18 protein-coding genes and 1 riboswitch are annotated in these 17,400 nt (G+C 60.8%); of the genes, 3 read left to right on the top strand and 15 right to left on the bottom strand.

The window, feature by feature from the left end:
* Nucleotides 1-745 precede the first annotated feature (745 nt).
* From Q4T40_22555 to Q4T40_22540, 4 genes are all read right to left on the bottom strand, one after another.
* On the bottom strand, nucleotides 746-904 hold the full coding sequence (locus tag Q4T40_22555; protein MDT8904025.1) for a rubredoxin: 159 nt from the start codon (nucleotides 902-904) through the stop codon (nucleotides 746-748).
* A 756-nt stretch (nucleotides 905-1,660) separates the two neighbouring features.
* Complete coding sequence (gene uvrC, locus Q4T40_22550) at nucleotides 1,661-3,466, bottom strand: excinuclease ABC subunit UvrC (GenBank protein ID MDT8904024.1); 1,806 nt, start codon at nucleotides 3,464-3,466, stop codon at nucleotides 1,661-1,663.
* Between the two features lie 134 nt (nucleotides 3,467-3,600).
* Nucleotides 3,601-3,771, bottom strand: a complete 171-nt coding sequence (locus Q4T40_22545; protein MDT8904023.1) for a hypothetical protein — start codon at nucleotides 3,769-3,771, stop codon at nucleotides 3,601-3,603.
* 67 nt (nucleotides 3,772-3,838) lie between these two features.
* Complete coding sequence (locus tag Q4T40_22540; protein ID MDT8904022.1) at nucleotides 3,839-4,000, bottom strand: hypothetical protein; 162 nt, start codon at nucleotides 3,998-4,000, stop codon at nucleotides 3,839-3,841.
* Between the two features lie 116 nt (nucleotides 4,001-4,116).
* Nucleotides 4,117-4,201, bottom strand: a riboswitch (cyclic di-GMP riboswitch).
* 246 nt (nucleotides 4,202-4,447) lie between these two features.
* Between Q4T40_22540 and Q4T40_22535 the strand changes: the two genes are divergently transcribed.
* On the top strand, nucleotides 4,448-4,858 hold the full coding sequence (locus Q4T40_22535; GenBank protein ID MDT8904021.1) for an OsmC family protein: 411 nt from the start codon (nucleotides 4,448-4,450) through the stop codon (nucleotides 4,856-4,858).
* A gap of 184 nt (nucleotides 4,859-5,042) precedes the next feature.
* On the top strand, nucleotides 5,043-6,680 hold the full coding sequence (locus Q4T40_22530; protein MDT8904020.1) for a hypothetical protein: 1,638 nt from the start codon (nucleotides 5,043-5,045) through the stop codon (nucleotides 6,678-6,680).
* Here Q4T40_22530 and Q4T40_22525 read toward each other — a convergent pair.
* From Q4T40_22525 to Q4T40_22515, 3 genes are all read right to left on the bottom strand, one after another.
* The gene (locus Q4T40_22525) at nucleotides 6,677-8,026 is read right to left on the bottom strand and encodes an MFS transporter (GenBank protein MDT8904019.1); all 1,350 of its coding nucleotides are present in this window, start codon (nucleotides 8,024-8,026) and stop codon (nucleotides 6,677-6,679) included. The genes Q4T40_22530 and Q4T40_22525 overlap by 4 nt on opposite strands.
* Before the next feature lie 73 nt (nucleotides 8,027-8,099).
* A complete protein-coding gene (locus Q4T40_22520) occupies nucleotides 8,100-8,483 on the bottom strand; it encodes a Rid family detoxifying hydrolase (protein ID MDT8904018.1) in 384 nt (127 codons plus the stop codon).
* Between the two features lie 21 nt (nucleotides 8,484-8,504).
* Nucleotides 8,505-9,095, bottom strand: a complete 591-nt coding sequence (locus Q4T40_22515) for a peroxidase-related enzyme (GenBank protein MDT8904017.1) — start codon at nucleotides 9,093-9,095, stop codon at nucleotides 8,505-8,507.
* A 163-nt stretch (nucleotides 9,096-9,258) separates the two neighbouring features.
* Here Q4T40_22515 and Q4T40_22510 point away from each other — a divergent pair, with 163 nt between their 5' ends.
* Nucleotides 9,259-10,758 carry a long-chain fatty acid--CoA ligase gene (locus Q4T40_22510; protein ID MDT8904016.1) on the top strand — a complete coding sequence of 500 codons (1,500 nt, stop codon included), beginning with the start codon at nucleotides 9,259-9,261 and terminating at the stop codon, nucleotides 10,756-10,758.
* A gap of 86 nt (nucleotides 10,759-10,844) precedes the next feature.
* On the opposite strand, the gene Q4T40_22505 is transcribed toward Q4T40_22510, so the two are convergent.
* From Q4T40_22505 to Q4T40_22470, 8 genes are all read right to left on the bottom strand, one after another.
* A complete protein-coding gene (locus Q4T40_22505; protein ID MDT8904015.1) occupies nucleotides 10,845-12,020 on the bottom strand; it encodes a glycine betaine/L-proline ABC transporter ATP-binding protein in 1,176 nt (391 codons plus the stop codon).
* An 11-nt stretch (nucleotides 12,021-12,031) separates the two neighbouring features.
* Complete coding sequence (locus Q4T40_22500; protein ID MDT8904014.1) at nucleotides 12,032-12,889, bottom strand: ABC transporter permease subunit; 858 nt, start codon at nucleotides 12,887-12,889, stop codon at nucleotides 12,032-12,034.
* Nucleotides 12,890-12,902: 13 nt separating this feature from the next.
* Entirely contained in the window at nucleotides 12,903-13,898 is a 996-nt protein-coding gene (locus Q4T40_22495) for an ABC transporter substrate-binding protein (GenBank protein ID MDT8904013.1), read from the bottom strand.
* A gap of 177 nt (nucleotides 13,899-14,075) precedes the next feature.
* Nucleotides 14,076-14,636, bottom strand: a complete 561-nt coding sequence (locus Q4T40_22490; protein ID MDT8904012.1) for a DUF6141 family protein — start codon at nucleotides 14,634-14,636, stop codon at nucleotides 14,076-14,078.
* A gap of 22 nt (nucleotides 14,637-14,658) precedes the next feature.
* A complete protein-coding gene (locus Q4T40_22485) occupies nucleotides 14,659-15,219 on the bottom strand; it encodes a PsbP-related protein (GenBank protein ID MDT8904011.1) in 561 nt (186 codons plus the stop codon).
* Nucleotides 15,220-15,328: 109 nt separating this feature from the next.
* The gene (locus Q4T40_22480) at nucleotides 15,329-15,895 is read right to left on the bottom strand and encodes a DcrB-related protein (protein MDT8904010.1); all 567 of its coding nucleotides are present in this window, start codon (nucleotides 15,893-15,895) and stop codon (nucleotides 15,329-15,331) included.
* Nucleotides 15,896-16,005: 110 nt separating this feature from the next.
* Nucleotides 16,006-16,863, bottom strand: coding sequence for a C45 family autoproteolytic acyltransferase/hydrolase (locus Q4T40_22475; GenBank protein ID MDT8904009.1), 858 nt, complete (start codon nucleotides 16,861-16,863; stop codon nucleotides 16,006-16,008).
* Nucleotides 16,860-17,381, bottom strand: coding sequence for a GNAT family N-acetyltransferase (locus tag Q4T40_22470; GenBank protein MDT8904008.1), 522 nt, complete (start codon nucleotides 17,379-17,381; stop codon nucleotides 16,860-16,862). The genes Q4T40_22475 and Q4T40_22470 overlap by 4 nt, the downstream gene beginning before the upstream one ends.
* Nucleotides 17,382-17,400: the final 19 nt, after the last annotated feature.

Here is a 17,400-nt window from a genome sequence, read left to right as displayed (position 1 = left end):
CGGTGCCAGCCTCCGGTGCGCCTTGCATCTGGAGCTTTTTAGCTCAGTCCCGGCAATTCAAGGATATTAAAAACCGCCTAAAGCCAATGGCTTGGGCGGTTTTTTTGTTAGCCTTCGTTGTGTACGCTCTCACTCATTACAAGTCAGTGTATAGGGGTTGAGTAAAGCTGCTCCAGAAGCGGCGGAAAGCAGCTTCAAATTTACGCAAACGACAGCTTCAGGACGGTTTAGCCAAGCCGGAACTTTTTCTGGCAGAACGATTGGCGAGGTAGCAAATGACTTGAGAACTGGGGTGCTAAAGGCAGCTGCCCAAACTCACTGCAAAACAACGGAAGCTGGTGCCTACATCTCAAAAGCCCATGCGATGCATAACTTCCTGACAAACAGAGGGCACGGAAACTGACCGCAGAATTCAGATTCTGCAGTCAGTCACCCGACAGTGCCCCTAGCGAAGCGTCAGTACCGTCCAGAGCGGCAAATTCGCTTCTGACGCAACTGTCGCTCCCGTCGGACAACCGAAAAAACCAACATAGTGGCAGCATCTTTTGAGGATGCTGCCACTGCTGTCAAACAGCCTCTTTCTCCGGCAGGTCCGGCATCACTTAGGCATTCCGGTGCTTCATCATTCCATAGACGATGTTGACCAGACGGCGCATGACGCACGCCAGCGCCCGCCTCTCCCGATACCTCAGCCGTGTCGCGCCCAACAAAAAGGCCCTCTTTTCAGAGGGCCTTTCCCTGTATCCTACTGCTTTGTGAACTGATCCTTGCCAACCCCGCACACCGGACACACCCAGTCGTCGGGGATATCCTCGAACTTCGTCCCGGCCGCTATCCCGTGGTCGGGATCGCCCGCCGCCTCGTCGTACACATAGCCGCACACGCTGCACTCCCACTTCGCCATAGCTACTCCTCCTTATGTATTGCTGATAATTAAATTCTACCAGCAGCACCGCCAAAAGGCAAACGGAAAATAATTATTTTTTAATTATTTTTATTGTGTTTAGGGCAAAAGAATTCGCCTCAACCAAGGTATAAACGACGTGAGGCTGCTCAGAAGTCCCCAGATACAAGGCGCACCGGAGGATTGCCCGCGACGGCGTACTTGGTTGCGTACGTCGAGCGGGTAATCCGAGGAGCAACGCAGTAGATGGGGGCTTATCAGCAGCCGAACCAAAAACAAACAGGGCAAAGGCCCGTAATGATCTACGCTACAGCCTACACCGATCACTACATACCTATACGCAACCTGTCGGCTACGCACAAGCATTACACAACCGGCGCAGACCTTTGCTCGACTACCAGGAGTACCTGCCGAACCTGCCGCAGTCTCTCGACAACGACAGACCCAAAGTACGGTTTTCCGGGAAACCTCTCCGGAACCCCTGACAGTCTTAGCTCGACCGCCATACATCCCTTTTGACCACACGACAACAGTTGGGCTGCCGTACAGCCTTACAAGACATATGACGATCTGCCCGCCGACTGACGCCGAACCCCGGATGAGATCCAACGCCAATCTTTGGCCGACTGATGCCGAACCCCTGATGAGATCCGACACCACTCTTGGCTCGACCATTACGAACCTCTGCGTTACTATTATGACCCGAAAAAACGTCCTCATGCATGGAAAAGAAAAGAAAAATCGGGGTAATTTCTATCAGCCGTCTTTCCCCTCCCGGCGCTGGAAAAACGCGTACACCGCCTCGGCCGCCGGCCGCGTCATCCCCGGCACAGCCGCCAGGTCCTCCACCGTCGCCGCCTTGATCTTCGCCAGGCTGCCGAAACTCTCCCACAGCGCCTTGCGGCGCGCCGGCCCTATCCCCGGTACATGGTCGAGCACCGACACCAGATTGCGGCGCGCCCTCAGCTTGCGGTGGTAAGTAATCGCGAACCGGTGGGCCTCGTCGCGGATGCGCTGCACCAGGAAAAGCGCCTGGGAATTCCGCGGCAGGATGAGCGGCTCACTCTCCCCCTCGCGGAAAATATGCTCGAACTCCTTCGCCAGGCCGACCATCGGTACGTCGACCCCCTGCTCCCTCGCCACCGCCAGCGCGGCGCTCAACTGCCCCTTGCCGCCGTCGATGATAACCAGGCCGGGGAGCGCCTCCGGGCCGCGGAAGCGGCGGCCGATCACCTCCGCCATCGAGGCGAAATCGTCCGGCTTGCCCTCCACCGTCTTCAGCTTGTAACGGCGGTACTCGTCCTTGTTGGCCGCGCCGTCCTCGAACACCACCATCGACGCCACCGTCTCCGCCCCCTGGATATGGGAAATGTCGAAGCACTCAATCCGTCCCGGCGGTTCCGGTAGGCCGAGATACTCCGCCAGCTCGGCCACCGCCCCGGCCGTGCGCCGCGTGTCGGCCGCCAGACGGTCGGCCTGCTCCTTGAGCACCACCGCCGCGTTATCGGCCGCCATCGTCACCAGGTCGCGCTTCGTGCCGCGCTTGGGAGCCTCCACCCGCACCCGGCCGCCCTTCAGGCCGCTCAGCCACTCCGCCAGCAGCTCCTGCTCGGGCAGCGGTTCGGGCAGCAGCACCTCGCGCGGGATGAAGGCCGCCTGGCTGTAATACTGCTTCACGAACGCCGCCAGCGCCGTGGCGTCCTCCTCGTCCTCGCCCCCGGTCAGCAGAAAGTGCTCGCGGCCCACCAGCTTGCCGCTGCGGATGAAGAACACCTGCGCACACGTGCCGGCCGCCGACCGCGCCAGGCCGACAGCGTCCTGGTCGCCCGCGCCGGTCACGATATTCTGCTTCTCCACCACCTTCTCCACCGACGCCAACTGGTCGCGCAGGCGGGCCGCCCGCTCGAACTCCAGGTTCGCGGCCGCCTCGGCCATCCGGCGCTTCAGTTCCTTCACCACATCGTCCGAGCGGCCCTCCAAAAGCAGCAGCACCGCGCGGATCATCTCCCCGTACGTCTTCTCGTCCACCTTGCCGGCGCAGGGCGCGAGGCAGCGCTTGATATGGTGCTGCAGACACGGCCGGGGCGCGTCCAGCTTGCGGCAGGTGCGCAGCGGAAACAGGCGGCGCAGCAGCGCCACCGTCTCGTGGATCGCCCCGGCGTCGGTATACGGGCCGAAATAGCGCGCCCCGTCCTTCACCACCCGCCGCGTCACGAAAACCTGGGGGTACGGCTCGTTCATCGTCACCTTCACGTACGGGAAGCTCTTGTCGTCCCGCAGGCTGATATTATACTTCGGGCGGTGCTTCTTGATCAGGTTGCACTCCAGGATTAGCGCCTCGATCTCCGACCCCGTCACAATGAACTCCAGATCGGCGATGCGGGCCACCAGGGCCGTCGTCTTCGGTGAATGCCCGCGACTCGACTGAAAATAGGAGCGCACCCTGTTTTTAAGGTTAACCGCCTTGCCGACATAAATTATCCGGCCGTTCGCGTCCTTCATCAGATACACGCCCGGCTTATCCGGCAGATGGCTCAGTTTTTCCGTCAGCTCGCTTGCCATAAAAGGCCCTCCCGTGGAATTCCGTACTGTCATTATAATAAAAAACGCCGCCCGCGCCAAGCCGCCCGGCTGCCGCGCCCCCCGGAAAAAACAGGCGGCCGGCTTTTGCCGGCCGCAACGCTGCTTATCCGCTGCTATTCCTCTTTCTTGATATAAACGAACGGCACTTCCCGGCGGGTGAGGATGGCGATATGCGCCTGCGTCAGGCGCCCGCCCTTTTCGAGGAGCACGACCCCCTCGCGGGAAACCACTTCACGGGCCACCACCATACCCGGCGTCAGCGCCTCGACAACCATCTTCTTCATGGCCCACCTCCTTGTCCGTAATCCTTAACCCCCGCACAGTCACGTCACCTCTCACCGCCCCCAATCTCTACCTGCCCTTGATCTTGCGCAGATCCCTGACCTGCACCTGACCCACAGGCCGCTTAAAAAAGCTTTTCGGCTCCGTCACCGTCGCATAGATATACGCCGCCAGCATAACCGCAGTAATCCCCACCGCCGCAAGCACATATGAATAATCCAAATCAGGCATCCGCTCTTCCCCCTCTGCCGGCCTTCGCCACCCGCGCCACGGCGGTCATTCCGGCCATAAAAAATAGCGCCAATCCCCTGAAAGACTGCCGCAATCGAAACAATTCGCCTCAGCGAATAGGCAACCTGGCAGTCATAGACATCCGTCCTTAGACCCATGGCTTTGCGTCCCTGTCTTTCGGCAGGTTTGCCAGCTATGATATTTTCGACAATATTCTGCGAAAAGCCGCTGTTGATGACTTAATATTATCGTGTTTTCCCGCCGCTGGCAAGCCTTTTTAGGACTTTAGTCTGAAAATACTGGGTATTTCGACTCATTATTTATCCCACCCCCTCCGGCCTGCCCCCCCCCGCCGCCCGGGAGCGGGGATTTTCACGCAAGCGAAGGAAAATACCGCCCGCAGCTTGAATATTACATTATGACCAAATATCCGAAAGGGGTTTTATAATGGCAACGGTAACAAACAAATACCTCGGCGGCCTGCGCACCGAATGCGTCCATCTCCAGTCCGGCAACAAAATCATCACCGACGCCCCCGTCGACAACCACGGCCGCGGCGAAGCCTTCTCCCCCACCGACCTCGTCGCCACCGCCTTCGGCTCCTGCGTCCTCACCATCATGGGCATCGCCGCCGAAACCCACGGCTTCTCCATCGACGGCGCCGAAGTCCAAACCACCAAAGTCATGGGCACCGACCCGCGCCGCATAGTCGAGCTCATCAGCGAATTCACCCTGCCGCACGACAACTACACCCCCAAGCAAAAGAAGATCATCGAGCTGACCGCCAAGGAATGCCCGGTGTTCAACAGCCTCCACCCCGACATGAAAAAAACCATCACCTTCAAATACCGCTCCTAACCCTCGCTACTTAACCAAGACCGTCCGCGGAGCCTCAGCAGCTCGCGGACGGTCTCTTTTTCGCTCCGATTGCATGAAAAGCTGCCTGCATTTACCAGGCAAGGGCAATATTCCACATGTTATATAACACATATGGAATATTATTTGTGAGGTGGCAGCGTGTCCCCCAAGGAGAAGGATAATAATGAAGACGCAGGTTAAGAGATTAATCGCCGCCGGCTTAACGATTGCGGCAATATTCGCGGCCGGAGCAGGCTTCTATGTCTACCGCAGCGTGGCCGCAATTTCCGAAATGTTTAAACTGAACGGACAATTGCAGGCCGAAGGATACTACATGGCGGAATTCGAATTCAAGATGCTGGGGTGCGCCCATTACCTCGACAAGGGCCGTTATATTACCGCCTTTGCCAGGCTTAACGACCTGCACCGCCAGCTGAAAACCAGGCAAGGGTTGATTAAGGTGCCGGCCTTCGCCGATAAAAACGTGGAAATGGATTTTTACTTAAGCCTCCAGAATCCTGAGACAGGCGGTTTTATGGACCCCGCGTACCCCTCCTTTTATTATCTGGAGCCGACACTGAATGTCGTGCAGCACCTTGAACTGTTAGCCAAAGAAACCGGTCGGCCCCTGCGGTTGAAATACCCCCTCAAGTTCCTCGACGAAATCGCTACCCCCCACAAACTGACGGCCGTATTGGACGATCTATCGACGGTAGGGTGGTTGGGCGCCAAACTCCCGAAAACCAATTACATCATGGCGGCTTTTTATCACAACTACGGCGAACTGGAACGAAACAACCTCTATACCTTTTCGCCGGCGTGGAAACAAGCGCTGCTAGAGTGGTTTTACGCCAACCAGGACAGCAAGACAGGCTTTTGGGGGCCTCGGCTCCGTTATACCGGTGAACTGCTGAATGAAGGAGACCTGGGACCCACCTATAAAATTGTCCAGTTATTTGCAGCTCCGAATGGCGCCGATCGCCACCGTGAATTCCCCTTGCGCTATAAAGACGAAATGCTGGCTACAACCCTTCGCAAGCTTTCCCGGCCCATGCCTGAGGATGCCGATCTCGCCGAAGTGCATGACTGGAAAATAGCAAGGTACCAAGGTATAAAACTATTGACAAATTATCTTTGGAGCGGCGTATCGGCGGAAAACAAACAAGCGGCAAAAACCTTCATGGAAAATATGGTGCAAAGCACGTTTGAAAAGTGCTATCAGGAGAGCGAGGGGGCTTTTTGCTATTATCCGGGCTCAAAGGAGGCAACCTTGGACGGCACGGGCGACGCGCTGTCCCTGCTGGAGGTCGTCGGGGCATTATCCAAGGACCGTCAGACGTTTTTATGGGGTGCAGCTGCTCAAAAAATGGTCGACTTAGGTTCCTATAATATTACGCTATTGCAGGAAAGCGATCTGAGGACAATAAAAAACGCGCAAGGCGTGAACTCCTTGCGGTTTTATCGGACCTTCCCCGCTTCCGGAGAATTCATGTCCGGGGTTATTTACCTGAACTATCCCCGGGAAACCCGGGTTAAAGATGTTACGGAGCTGATACCGAAAGTTAAAAAATGGGTCAGCGCCACCCCGCAAAGCATGGGCAACTGGATCTCAAAAGAAGCAGTCCTGCAAAGACTATCGGCAGTGGCGGCCGGGCCCGCTCCCGTCTCCGGGAGGGACCTGCCGCTTACAATGCTGAATGATGTCCTGCGGAAAAACGGCGAACTGACCGTGATCGGGTTTGATATACTGCAAGTCCCCCGGTACAAAGTAGTGCTGCGTTATAACCCGAATCCCGGCCGAGCCGGGGATTCGCCCGGCTAGTCGACTCGCGCCCGGCAGCGCGTCTCCCTGATCAAGAGCGTCAACGCCAGCCCCACGGCCAGCACCGCCGCGCACAGCCAGAACGCGCTCTGCCAGGCACTGCCGGGGTAAACCTTCACCCCGTTCTCGATCGCTCCTTGCCAGTGCAAATCGAGCACCCAGCCGAAAATCGGCTGCATCAGCGCCGCGCCGATAAACGGTCCCGAGTTGACGAACCCGGCGGCAATGCCGGCCACATGCGGCGGATTGACTTCCCGCGCGCACGCCACCGATATCGTAAGCGCCGACATCCCGACACCGATCATAAAGACGAGGGGATAAAGCGCCCCCACCGGCGGCTTGCCGCCGTTCCACACCGTCAGCGTCAGCCACACCGCCAAAAACATCGCCACGAAGCCGCAGTACGGCCACCGCCTGTACCCCAGCCGGTCCGACAGAAAGCCGATCAGCGGCCCGCCGACCATATTCCCGGCCACGACCGCCACCATATAATTCGACGCCTCAATGCGCGACATCCCGTACACCTGCATGAAATACGGCACCCCCCACACACCGAGGAAGGTCATGAACACGCTGTACACCAGCGTTCCCGCCAGGAACGGCGGCCAGGTATAGCGGTTGCCCAGCACCGTCCGGATGCACGCCACCACGCTGTATTGGCCGGTCATCGTCGACCCTGACGCTGCCACGCCCTCGCTCTCCTCCACCGCCGCGACCGGCGGCAGGCCCACGTCGGCGGGGCGGTCGCGGACGATCAGCCAACTCGCCGCCGCCATCACCAGCGAGTAAGCGGCGATCAGGTAAAAAGCCGCCCGCCAGTTCAGCGCCTCGACCACGAACGCCAGCGGCGTCGCCGCCAGCAGCGAGCCGGCGTTGCCCACCAGCACCGTCAGCCCCGACATCGTGCCGAACTCCCGCAGCCGGAACCAGTTGGCGTAAATCTTGACGAGATTGACGAACAGCAGCCCGACCCCCACGCTCGACAGAAACCGCCCGGCGTACAGGGCCGGCATGCTCTCGCTCGCGCCGAACAGCACCGCCCCGCCCGCCGCCATCAGCAGCGCCAGCGTGACCGTCCGCCGCGGTCCCCAGAAATCGGCCAGAATGCCGGCCGGCAACTGCATCGCCGCGTACGTGTAAAAATAAATCGAAGAAAGAACGCCCAGTTCGGCCGCCCGTTCGATGGCGAAATCGCGCATCAGGCTGTCGGCCACCACACCTGTCGCGGTGCGGTGGAAATACGCGGCCAAAAAGGCCAGCGCCACCGGCACCCATACCAGCCACCGCCGCCGCTCCAGCTCGCGCACCCGCAACTGCCAGGCGCTCTGCCCATCATCCTGCAACATATGTATGCGCCAGCTCCTACCCGTATTGTGCTGTCATCAGTTTCCCTATCGTCAGAGAAAAGTCCCTGCCGCTTTAGCCCCGGCGGGCGATCATCTCGATCTCCACCCGCGCCCCGAGGGGCAAAGCAGCCACGCCGACCGTCGACCGCGCCGGATAGGGAGCCGCGAACTTCGTCGCGTACACCGCGTTCATCGCCGCGAAATCGCCGATATCGGTCAGAAAGACGTTGACCTTCACAACATCGTCCAGCGTCAGTCCGGCAGCCGCCAGCACATTCGCCAGATTCTCGAAGCACTGCGCCGTCTGGACGCCCACGTCGCCTTCCACCAGCTTGCCCGTCTTCGGGTCGAGCGGCGTCTGCCCCGAAAGGTAAACAAGCTCGCCGGCCGCCGCCACCGCGTGCGAATACGGCCCCACCGTAGCAGCCCCCGCCGCGCTGTAAGCTTTTCTTGTCATATCAATTCCTCCCTCCTTCTCCTAGCGGTTATGGCTGAAATGGCCGCGGTTAGCCACCGGCTTGATCGTACTCACCCAGCGGTTCGTATAGTTAAAGAACCCTGCCACGTACGCCGCCTCCAGGATCTCGTGATCGGTGAAGCCCACCGCCCGAAGCTTGTCGACCTGATCGGTGTCGATCTCCTGCGGATAAGCGGTCACGAAAAAGGCGTAATCGCACAGGGCGCGCTGCTTCGGCGTCAGCTTGGCCGACCGGTAGTTATAACTCAGCGTATCCACCCAGGCCGGATCGTCCACCATCCCGCGCAGAGCGTCGGTATGGGTTGTCAGGCAATACGCGCAGTTATTCGTCGCCGACACCACCAGCCCCATCATTTCCTTATCCGCGTTCGACAGATAGCACGTCTCCGGGGTGAACAGCGACGCCTTGAAATCGAGGAAACCCTTGTACTGATGCGCGTTGAGCGGCAGCACCTTGAAGAGATTATTGATAAAGCCCCAGTTCTTCTCCTGAAAATCGGTGAACTTGTCGAAAACCTCCTGCAGCTCCGCCGGCACCTCCTCCGGATTGGGCTTCTGCAGATAAGAAAGCTGCTCGTCGTATTTCGCCATGTCGATAACCCCCTCACGTATTTTTCCTCCTACTTCGACCAATAACAGGATTTTCCTGTCAACGCGCCGGAAAATTAGCTCACCGCACACTCGCGTGACAAATCAGGCGATTTAGGATACAATACCCACATACGTCTGTGCAAAAAACACAAGGGGGTTTAGGATGCTTCTACACCAACTGATCTCCCGGGGAACGGACGACTGCATCGCCTTCCACGGCAAAGAAACCGTCGCCTACGGGCGGTTCCGCGCCGAGGTTGCCGCCTACCGCGCCTTTCTCCACCACGCCGGCGTAAAAGCCGGCGACAACGTCGGCCTCATCTCCCGCAACGCGGCCGAATTCGTCTACGCCTACATGGCCGTCGTAAGCCTCGGCGCCGTGGTCGTGCCGCTCAACTTCCAGCTCACCGCCAGGGAAATAGCCTACATCATCAACGACGCCCGCATACGGCACCTCATCACCGCCGAAACCCTCAGCCTCGGCGCCGAACTCGACCGCTGCGGCTACCAGGGCGAACTCGCCCAGTACGCCATCCCCGCCCTCAAGGCGCGGCTGGCCGCCGAAACCTTCCCCCCCGCCCCCGACATCGACGCAACCCTCGGGGAAGACAGCCCCTGCGTCATCATCTATACCTCCGGCACCACCGGCAACCCCAAAGGCGCGGTCCTCACCCACGGCAACCTCGTCAGCAACGCCGCCGCCTTCCGCGAAGCGCTGCCCATAGACGCCGCCGACAACGTCCTCTGCGTCCTGCCCATGTACCACTGCTTCGCCTGGACCTGCGCCGTCCTCAACCCGCTCCTCTGCGGCGCCTCCATCACCGTCCTCGACGGCTTCACCCCCAAGGAAACCATCGCCGCCGTCAAACAACACGGCGTCACCGTCATGTACGGCGTCCCCCCCATGTACAACCTCCTCGCCCGCGCCGGCGAAGCCGACGACCTGGCCGGAATCCGCTTCTTCGTGTCCGGCGGCGCCCCCCTACCAGAGAAAATCGCCCGGCAGTTCCGGGAAAAATACGGCCGTCCCATCATCGAAGGCTACGGCCTCTCCGAAGCCTCGCCCGTCGTCACCCTCAACCCGCCCGACAAAACCAAATACTACTCGATCGGCAAGCCCCTGCCCGGCCTCGAAGTCAGAATCGCCGGCCCGAAAGGCGAACCCGTCGCCCCCGGCACCGTCGGCGAAATCATCGTCAAAGGGCCGAGCGTAATGCAGGGCTACCACAACCTGCCGCTCGAAACCTCGGTCGCCCTGCGCGACGGCTGGCTCCACACCGGCGACCTCGCCTACCGCGACACCGAGTGGTACTTCTACATCGTCGACCGCCTCAAAGACCTCATAATAGCCAACGGCGAAAACGTCTACCCCCGCGAAATCGAGGAACTGCTCTACGCCTACCCCGGCGTCGCCGAGGCCGCCGTCATCGGCGTCCCCGACGAACTGCGCGGCCAGGCGGTCAGGGCCTACCTCGTCCTCGCCGACGGGCACACCCTCGACAAAAAAGCCGTCCGCGACTACCTCGCGGCCAACCTCGCCGCCTACAAACTACCCCGCGACTACATCGTCCTCGACGCCCTCCCCAAAAACCAGACCGGCAAAATACTCAAACGCGTCCTCCGCGACCAGGTCGCCGCCGGCACCGCCGAGCAGGTGGGCTGACCGCCTCCCACAAACACGAAACGGCCCGAATCCAAAAACGGATTCGGGCCGTTATTTTATTTACTCCCGGATGAGGCGCAAACCGGTCATCCCGCCAGGGAGGAAAGGACCGCCGCCTTGGTAACGATGCCGACAAGCTGCTGCTGGTCATCGATCACCGCGATCGGATACTTCGCCTCGGCCGCCACCGGCATAAGCTCCTGCAAAGACGTCTCGGCCGTCGTCAGCGGAATCTCCCGGATCACCGCCTCCTCGATACTGACCGCGCCGCTGCGCACCTGCATTGCCCCGTCGAGCGTCAGCAGCCCCAGCAGCCGCATATCGTCATCCACCATATAAACGCTCGAAACGCCGTTCGACCGCATCTGGCCCATCGCCACATGCCAGCCGTCGCCCTTCTTCACGATCGCCGACGGTGCGCTCATCACATTGCGCACCGACAGAATCTTCGTCCTGTCGATATCGCTGATGAACTTCTCCACATAGGCGTCCACCGGATTCTCCAGCACCTCCTCCGGCGTGCCCACCTGCACCAGGCGGCCATCCTTCATGATCGCCACGCGGTTGCCCAGCTTGAAAGCCTCGTTGATATCGTGGGTGATAAAAACGATCGTCTTGCGCACCTTCTTCTGGATGCTCAGCAGCTCGAACTGCATATCCCGCCTGATGATCGGGTCCAGCGCCGAAAACGGCTCATCCATCAACAAAACATCGGGATCGTTCGCCAGAGCGCGGGCCAGCCCGACCCGCTGGCGCATACCGCCGCTCAGCGCGGTAATCGGCCGGTCCTCCCAGCCCGTCAGCCCGACCATCTCGATCATCTCCCGGGCCCGCCGCTCGCGCTCCGCCTTCGGCGTTCCCCGGACCTCCAGCCCGTACACCACATTGCCCAGCACGTTGCGATGGCTCATCAGCCCGAAGCTCTGGAACACCATGGCGATATTCGTCCGGCGGTACTCCATCAACTGACGGCTGTCGAACTTGGTAATATCCTGCCCCTTGAAAAACACCGACCCGTGGGTGGGCTGATTCAGCAGGTTCAGGCAGCGGACGACGGTCGACTTACCGCTGCCCGACAACCCGATAATGACGAATATCTCCCCCTGCGAAATCGAAAAATTGACATCATAAACACCGACCGCCACCCCGGTCTTTTTCAGGATCTCGTCCTTCTCCGCGCCCTTCTGCAGGCTCTTGAGCGCCGCGGGCGCATTGGCCCCGAACAGCATCGTCAGATGCTCCACCCGCAAAATCTCATTCAACAGGCATTACCTCATCCCTTTTTCGCATCAGACCAATTCTGAGTCAGCCGGTCGATAATAATCGCCACGATCACTATCGCCGCCCCGGCGGTAAACCCGCGCCCCAGCTCCAGGCGGTTGATGCCGATCAGCACCTCCATGCCCAGCCCCTTCGCGCCGATCATCGAACACGTGACCACCATCGCCACCGCCATCATGATCGTCTGATTCACCCCGGTCATAATCGTCGGCAGCGCCTGCGGAATCTGCACCTTGAACAGCACCTGCCCCCACGTCGAGCCGAAGGACCGGGCCGCCTCCACCACCTCCGCGTCCACCTGCCTGATGGCGTGGCTGGTCAGGCGGATAACGGGCGGCACGGCGTAAATCGTCGTCGCGATCACCGCCGGCGCCTGCCCGAGCCCGAAAAACATCACCGCCGGGATCAGGTAAACGAACGTCGGCATCGTCTGCATCGCGTCCAGCACGGGGCGCAGCCCCTCGTTGGCCCGGTCGCTCCCTGACACGGCCACGCCCACCGGCAGCCCGATCAGCAGCGAAATAATCACCGAGGCCATCACCAGCGAAATGGTCTCAAGCATCAGCGACCACAGCCCCATCAGGCCCACCGCCAGCAGCAGCGCCGCGTACAGCGCCCCCCGGGACGGACGGCCGCTCGACTTCCAGCCCCACACGCCCACCGCCGCGATCGTCAGCCACCAGGGCACGAACGACACCACCGCATGGACGCCCTGGGTGAACCCCTGCAGCGCCGCCTTGGCGAAATCGAAAGCAGACCCGAAATTGGTACTCAGATAAATGACGGCATTCTCGATCGGCGTGCCGATATCGAAATACATCCCCGCAGGGAATTCCCAGAGCCAATTCATAACATCATCCCGCCTATTTCAGCGCCGCTTTCACTTTTTCCGCCTGCTGGGCCGTCACCCACTTCGTCCAGACAGCCTCGTTATTCTTCAGGAACCATTTCGCCGTATCCCGGTAACTGGCCTTATTCGTCGACATATACGCCAGCGCTTTCGCCGTCAGCTTGCTCGAAGTCCGGTACTTCTTCAGGAACGCGGCCGCGTCCGGCGCCTTCTGCTCGATATCCTTGGCGGCGCACACCGTCACCCTCACAGCCGGGAAATCGCCCTTGCCCTCCTTGAAAGTATCCTTATTGTACGGCGTATCCTGCAGCCTCACCAGCTCATACTTGCCGGTCAGCCACGTCGGCTCCCAGTAATAGCCCACAATCGGCTCGCCCTTCTGGTAAGCCGTAGCGAAAGCGGCCGCCAGCGCGGCGTCCGAACCGGGCCGGAAATAAGTGAAATCCTTATCCAGACCGTAATTCACATACTTCTTATACAGGATCTTATCCACTTCCCAGCCGGGGATCGATCCGTAAATACGGCCCTTGCCGGGTGCCTCCGGATCGGCGAACACCTGCTTGAACTTCTTCAGATCCTCCACCGTCTTCAGGCCGGGGGCCAGCGGCTTGATATTGCGCTTGGCGTCGCCCTCGATCACATACCGCGGCACATACAGCCCCTGCGCGTTATCGTCGAAGTTCACCCCCAGCTCCTTGATGCTGCCCTTGCGCACATCCTCGGCATATGTAGCCAGATTGTCCGTCCACGCCTCCATATAGACATCGATATCGCCGTTCTTCAAGGCCTGGAAAGTCAGCGTCGTCGTGCCGCTCATCTCCTCGGCCTTATACCCCATGCCCTTCTCGACGATAAACATCGCCACGGCATTATGAAACTTGATACTGTCCCAACCGGCATCGGCAAACTTCAGAGTAACCTGCTTCTGCTCCTGCTTTCCTCCGCAGCCGGCCAAAAGCAGCGCCGCCACACATATAACGGCAAGGATAACAAGCGTTCTCCTTTTCATCAGCCACACCTCACAATCTAATAATCGACAACTTACAACTTCATTATACTTTTTAGATTGTAAGCCGGTCAAGTCGCAATACATCGGCCTTCTCGACACCTTCGGCCGCTCCGCCCGGCGAAAAATGGCGATTAATCAGCCGTTCTCCCCTCCGGGAATATAAAAAGACCCCAACCCTTACCGGTCAGGATCATTTTGACTATCCGCGCGTTGTGCGCCGGTCGTTTTCGAATATCCTAAAACCTTGTCGAGAGCCGCGACGAACTCCTCCGGCCGCTGCGTCCCGATCAGCACCCGCCGGCCGCCCGCCAGCACGAACTGCACACCCCTGTCGCCGCTCACGTTATACGCGTCGCCGCCCCGGCCCGAGCGGATGCCCCAGCCGCCGTACTCCAGCAGCGGGCGGTAAGTACGCGCCTCGTACGAGCGAATATCCGCCGGCGGCAGCGCCCGGAAGGAAAAATGGAACGGCGCGAACCGGAAGTGCACCCCCGCCGGGCTAACCACCGTCACCAGCCGCAACAGGCGGAAAAACACCGGCAAGCCGATGCCGAACAACAGCCAGATAACCGTCAGCGCCCCATCCGAAGCCGGCCTGTCGCCGAACGGGCGCCCCATAAACACCTGGCCCACAAACCCATACCACGTGATCCCCGCCGTAGCTGCGACCACCAGCCACAGCCACAGCTGGCGAAACCGCTGCTCCTCGCGGAAAATCGCCCCCGCCGGCTCACTCATCGTCCCGCCATCCTTTCCGGGCTCACTTAATCGTCAGCGACGCCATTATCTTCCGTGCCGCCGGCAGAAAACGCCCGTACTCCGTCTCCTCGGCGGTGTAGGTCGCAACATAGGCCCTGCCGTTCGCGATCGTCATCATCTGCAGCACATGAAGGCGGTAAGCGTCCTGACGGCACGTGAACTCCACCAGCTTCGCCGCGCGGCCGGCAAGGGTGCCCGCGCGCCGCTCCTTCACGGCAAGCTCCGGCATAAACGCCGCCAGGTTGGCCAGGCCGAGCTTCTCATAGCCGTCGAGCGTCAGGCCGGGATGCGCGGCCAGGTCCTCCACGATCACATTCACATTCTCGCTGAACCGGTCGCCGGCCGCCGTCAGCGGCGAATGGAAAGCGACGACCGTCTCCGCGGCCCCCTCGATCACCTGCCACCCCGCGGGATACTGCGCCTGAAAACCATAATCCTTGTTGCCGTACACGGCGAACGCCCCCTGCGCCGATTTCGCGCCCGCATCCGCGGGAGCGGCCGACGCCGCTATGGGCAGCGCCAGCATCGCGGCCAGCAGCAAGGCGGTAAAGAGCTTCCTCATATAAACCCTCCTGTAGCAAGATAACGAAAACCGCTGCTTCTAGTATAGCCCGTTTTGCCCCCCGTCCGCAATATGGAAAGGCCGCCCGCGTCGTCCCGGCGCGGCGGCCTCACTTTATCGCCACCGACGCGAAAATCCTCTTCGCCAGCGGCAAAAACTGCGCGTACTTGTCTTCCTCGGCGACATACGTAACCAAATAGGCGTTGCCGCCCACGACCGTCACCGCCTGCAGGAAATGAAGGCGGAACTCCCCCCGCCGGCCCGTGTACTCCAGCAGCCTCGCCGGCCGGCCGGAAACGGCGCCTGGCTTGTTGCCGAGCAGGCGGAAATCGTCCAGCGACGCCCGCAGCCCGGCTACGCCTCGCTCCACGTACGCTTCCGCGGTAGTTCCGGGCTTGCCGGACACATCCTCGACGATGATATTGACATTGTCGTTGTACTTATCCTCGGCCGACTCCGGCGGCGAATGAAAGACCACGGCCACCCCCGGCACGTCCTCGAGCGTCCGCCACGCCGCTGGGTACTCGGCCTTCAAACCATAAGTCTCGTTCTCGTACACGGCGTAGCCGTCCCTGGCCGCCCCGCCGTCCTGCTTCGCGGGTGCCGTCAAATACAACGCCGCCCCGACCGCCGCCACGAACAGCGCCAACGCTATGAAAAGCCTCTTAATGCTCATGCCCGTATATTCCCCTGACGTATGAGATTGATGATTGCAACTTCAAGTATAGCCCCAATAGGTCCCCGGCGCAAGGGATGGAACAGGCCGCCTCCGTCGGGGAAGCGGTCTCATTCGATCCGCGCCAGATCCACCCTGCCGGCGAACAGGTCGTCCACGGCGAACTCATACTCGGCAACCGGCATGCCCGGATTGGCCATCTTCAGATACAGGATAGCGCTGCCGTCCCGCGGCTGCCTGATAATCCAGGACGCGAGCGTCCGGGCGGCGGCCGGAGCATCCCCTGTCCGCCACAGGACGCTGTCGGCGCTATAGCGCCGGAAATCGTCGGTATCGTGGACCGCCTTATCCGCCAGCAGTTCTTCGATCCTGGCGCACCTTTTCATGCTGCTCGCCAGCTTGCCCTTGTTCAGGTCCGCCAATCGCGGAGCCAGGTAATGATTGGTATGGAAAGCCACGCCCGCGGCGGTGCGGGCGACGACCTCGTAAGCCCCGCCGGCCGCGAACTCGATACAGGCCACCTCTTTGCCGTCCGCCAGCATCAGGTACTCCGGCCCGCAGACCCATTCGCCCCTGTCGAGGGCCTCAAGCGCGGCGGCTACGCTGTCGTAGCGGGTCAGCATCGTCCGCATGCTGGTTTTGCCCTGATAGTTTTCCCGCGCCGCCAGATGCCTGGGCGGCGAAGCGCTCACCGCCACAAGGCCTTTCTCGTTGATGCCGGCCTTCGTGCCCTCGTGCCTGTTGCCCACAGCGTACAGGGCTATCAGCCGGTAACCGCGCTTCGGAGTAATGAGGCGGATTTGCTGCTGGTGATCCGGCGCCCAGTCCCGGTTCTTCGCGATGAGCGTGCCGCCCCCGGCGACGCTTTCGCCCGCTCCCGCCCACAGCGTACACGCCGCCGCCACCCCCGGCGCGGACATAAAAGCCATTATCAGCGTTGCGCAGACCAACCGCGCGAGGTTTCTCACTTTCGCACCCCCGGTTTTTCCTCATGCCGTCCTGCGGGGCATCGGGTTTGCCCCACGCCGCCCCGGTCTCCCTTTCCCGCCGATGAGCGCCTCATCATGACCGTCCCCACGCCGGCCGGATTAGGCCCCGCTTTCTCGGTCTCAACGAACCCGGCGTCCGTGTACAGCTGCCGCGCCGCCGCGCCCTCGGGGCACGAAGCGTCGAAAGTCTGCACCGTCACCGCCAGCGCAGGGTCGCACTTTTCCAGGGCGAAGGCCAGTAGCGCCCGGCCGTAGCCCTTCCCCCGCGCCCGCGCAGCAACGGCCAGCCATTCGATCGCGTTGCCGGAGACCGCGACACCCCCCGCCAGGCCCTCCCGGTCGCGGACGCAATAAGCCTTCCTCGCCGCGATTATCTCTTCCACGGCCTGGATAAAACCCGCCTCCCCGGCCATCGGCCCGAACAGCGGCTCCACCTCCCGGGCGAGCGCCAGCCATGCCTCCGTGTCATTCATGGTAACGAAATCGATATCAGTCATTGTGCATCCCCCTGCGCGG

It is taken from the genome of Selenomonadales bacterium 4137-cl (assembly GCA_032334055.1).
Classification (GTDB): Bacteria; Bacillota; Negativicutes; order Sporomusales; family UBA7701; genus Anaeroselena; species Anaeroselena agilis.
This window is presented reverse-complemented; position numbering and strand designations above follow the sequence as displayed.

Coding starts and splice junctions, on each gene's coding strand:
- Q4T40_22555 (MDT8904025.1), bottom strand. CDS start 904: ATGGCGAAGTGGGAGTGCAGCGTGTGCGGCTATGTGTACGACGAGGCG.
- uvrC (MDT8904024.1), bottom strand. CDS start 3,466: ATGGCAAGCGAGCTGACGGAAAAACTGAGCCATCTGCCGGATAAGCCG.
- Q4T40_22545 (MDT8904023.1), bottom strand. CDS start 3,771: ATGAAGAAGATGGTTGTCGAGGCGCTGACGCCGGGTATGGTGGTGGCC.
- Q4T40_22540 (MDT8904022.1), bottom strand. CDS start 4,000: ATGCCTGATTTGGATTATTCATATGTGCTTGCGGCGGTGGGGATTACT.
- Q4T40_22535 (MDT8904021.1), top strand. CDS start 4,448: ATGGCAACGGTAACAAACAAATACCTCGGCGGCCTGCGCACCGAATGC.
- Q4T40_22530 (MDT8904020.1), top strand. CDS start 5,043: ATGAAGACGCAGGTTAAGAGATTAATCGCCGCCGGCTTAACGATTGCG.
- Q4T40_22525 (MDT8904019.1), bottom strand. CDS start 8,026: ATGTTGCAGGATGATGGGCAGAGCGCCTGGCAGTTGCGGGTGCGCGAG.
- Q4T40_22520 (MDT8904018.1), bottom strand. CDS start 8,483: ATGACAAGAAAAGCTTACAGCGCGGCGGGGGCTGCTACGGTGGGGCCG.
- Q4T40_22515 (MDT8904017.1), bottom strand. CDS start 9,095: ATGGCGAAATACGACGAGCAGCTTTCTTATCTGCAGAAGCCCAATCCG.
- Q4T40_22510 (MDT8904016.1), top strand. CDS start 9,259: ATGCTTCTACACCAACTGATCTCCCGGGGAACGGACGACTGCATCGCC.
- Q4T40_22500 (MDT8904014.1), bottom strand. CDS start 12,889: ATGAATTGGCTCTGGGAATTCCCTGCGGGGATGTATTTCGATATCGGC.
- Q4T40_22495 (MDT8904013.1), bottom strand. CDS start 13,898: ATGAAAAGGAGAACGCTTGTTATCCTTGCCGTTATATGTGTGGCGGCG.
- Q4T40_22490 (MDT8904012.1), bottom strand. CDS start 14,636: ATGAGTGAGCCGGCGGGGGCGATTTTCCGCGAGGAGCAGCGGTTTCGC.
- Q4T40_22485 (MDT8904011.1), bottom strand. CDS start 15,219: ATGAGGAAGCTCTTTACCGCCTTGCTGCTGGCCGCGATGCTGGCGCTG.
- Q4T40_22480 (MDT8904010.1), bottom strand. CDS start 15,895: ATGAGCATTAAGAGGCTTTTCATAGCGTTGGCGCTGTTCGTGGCGGCG.
- Q4T40_22470 (MDT8904008.1), bottom strand. CDS start 17,381: ATGACTGATATCGATTTCGTTACCATGAATGACACGGAGGCATGGCTG.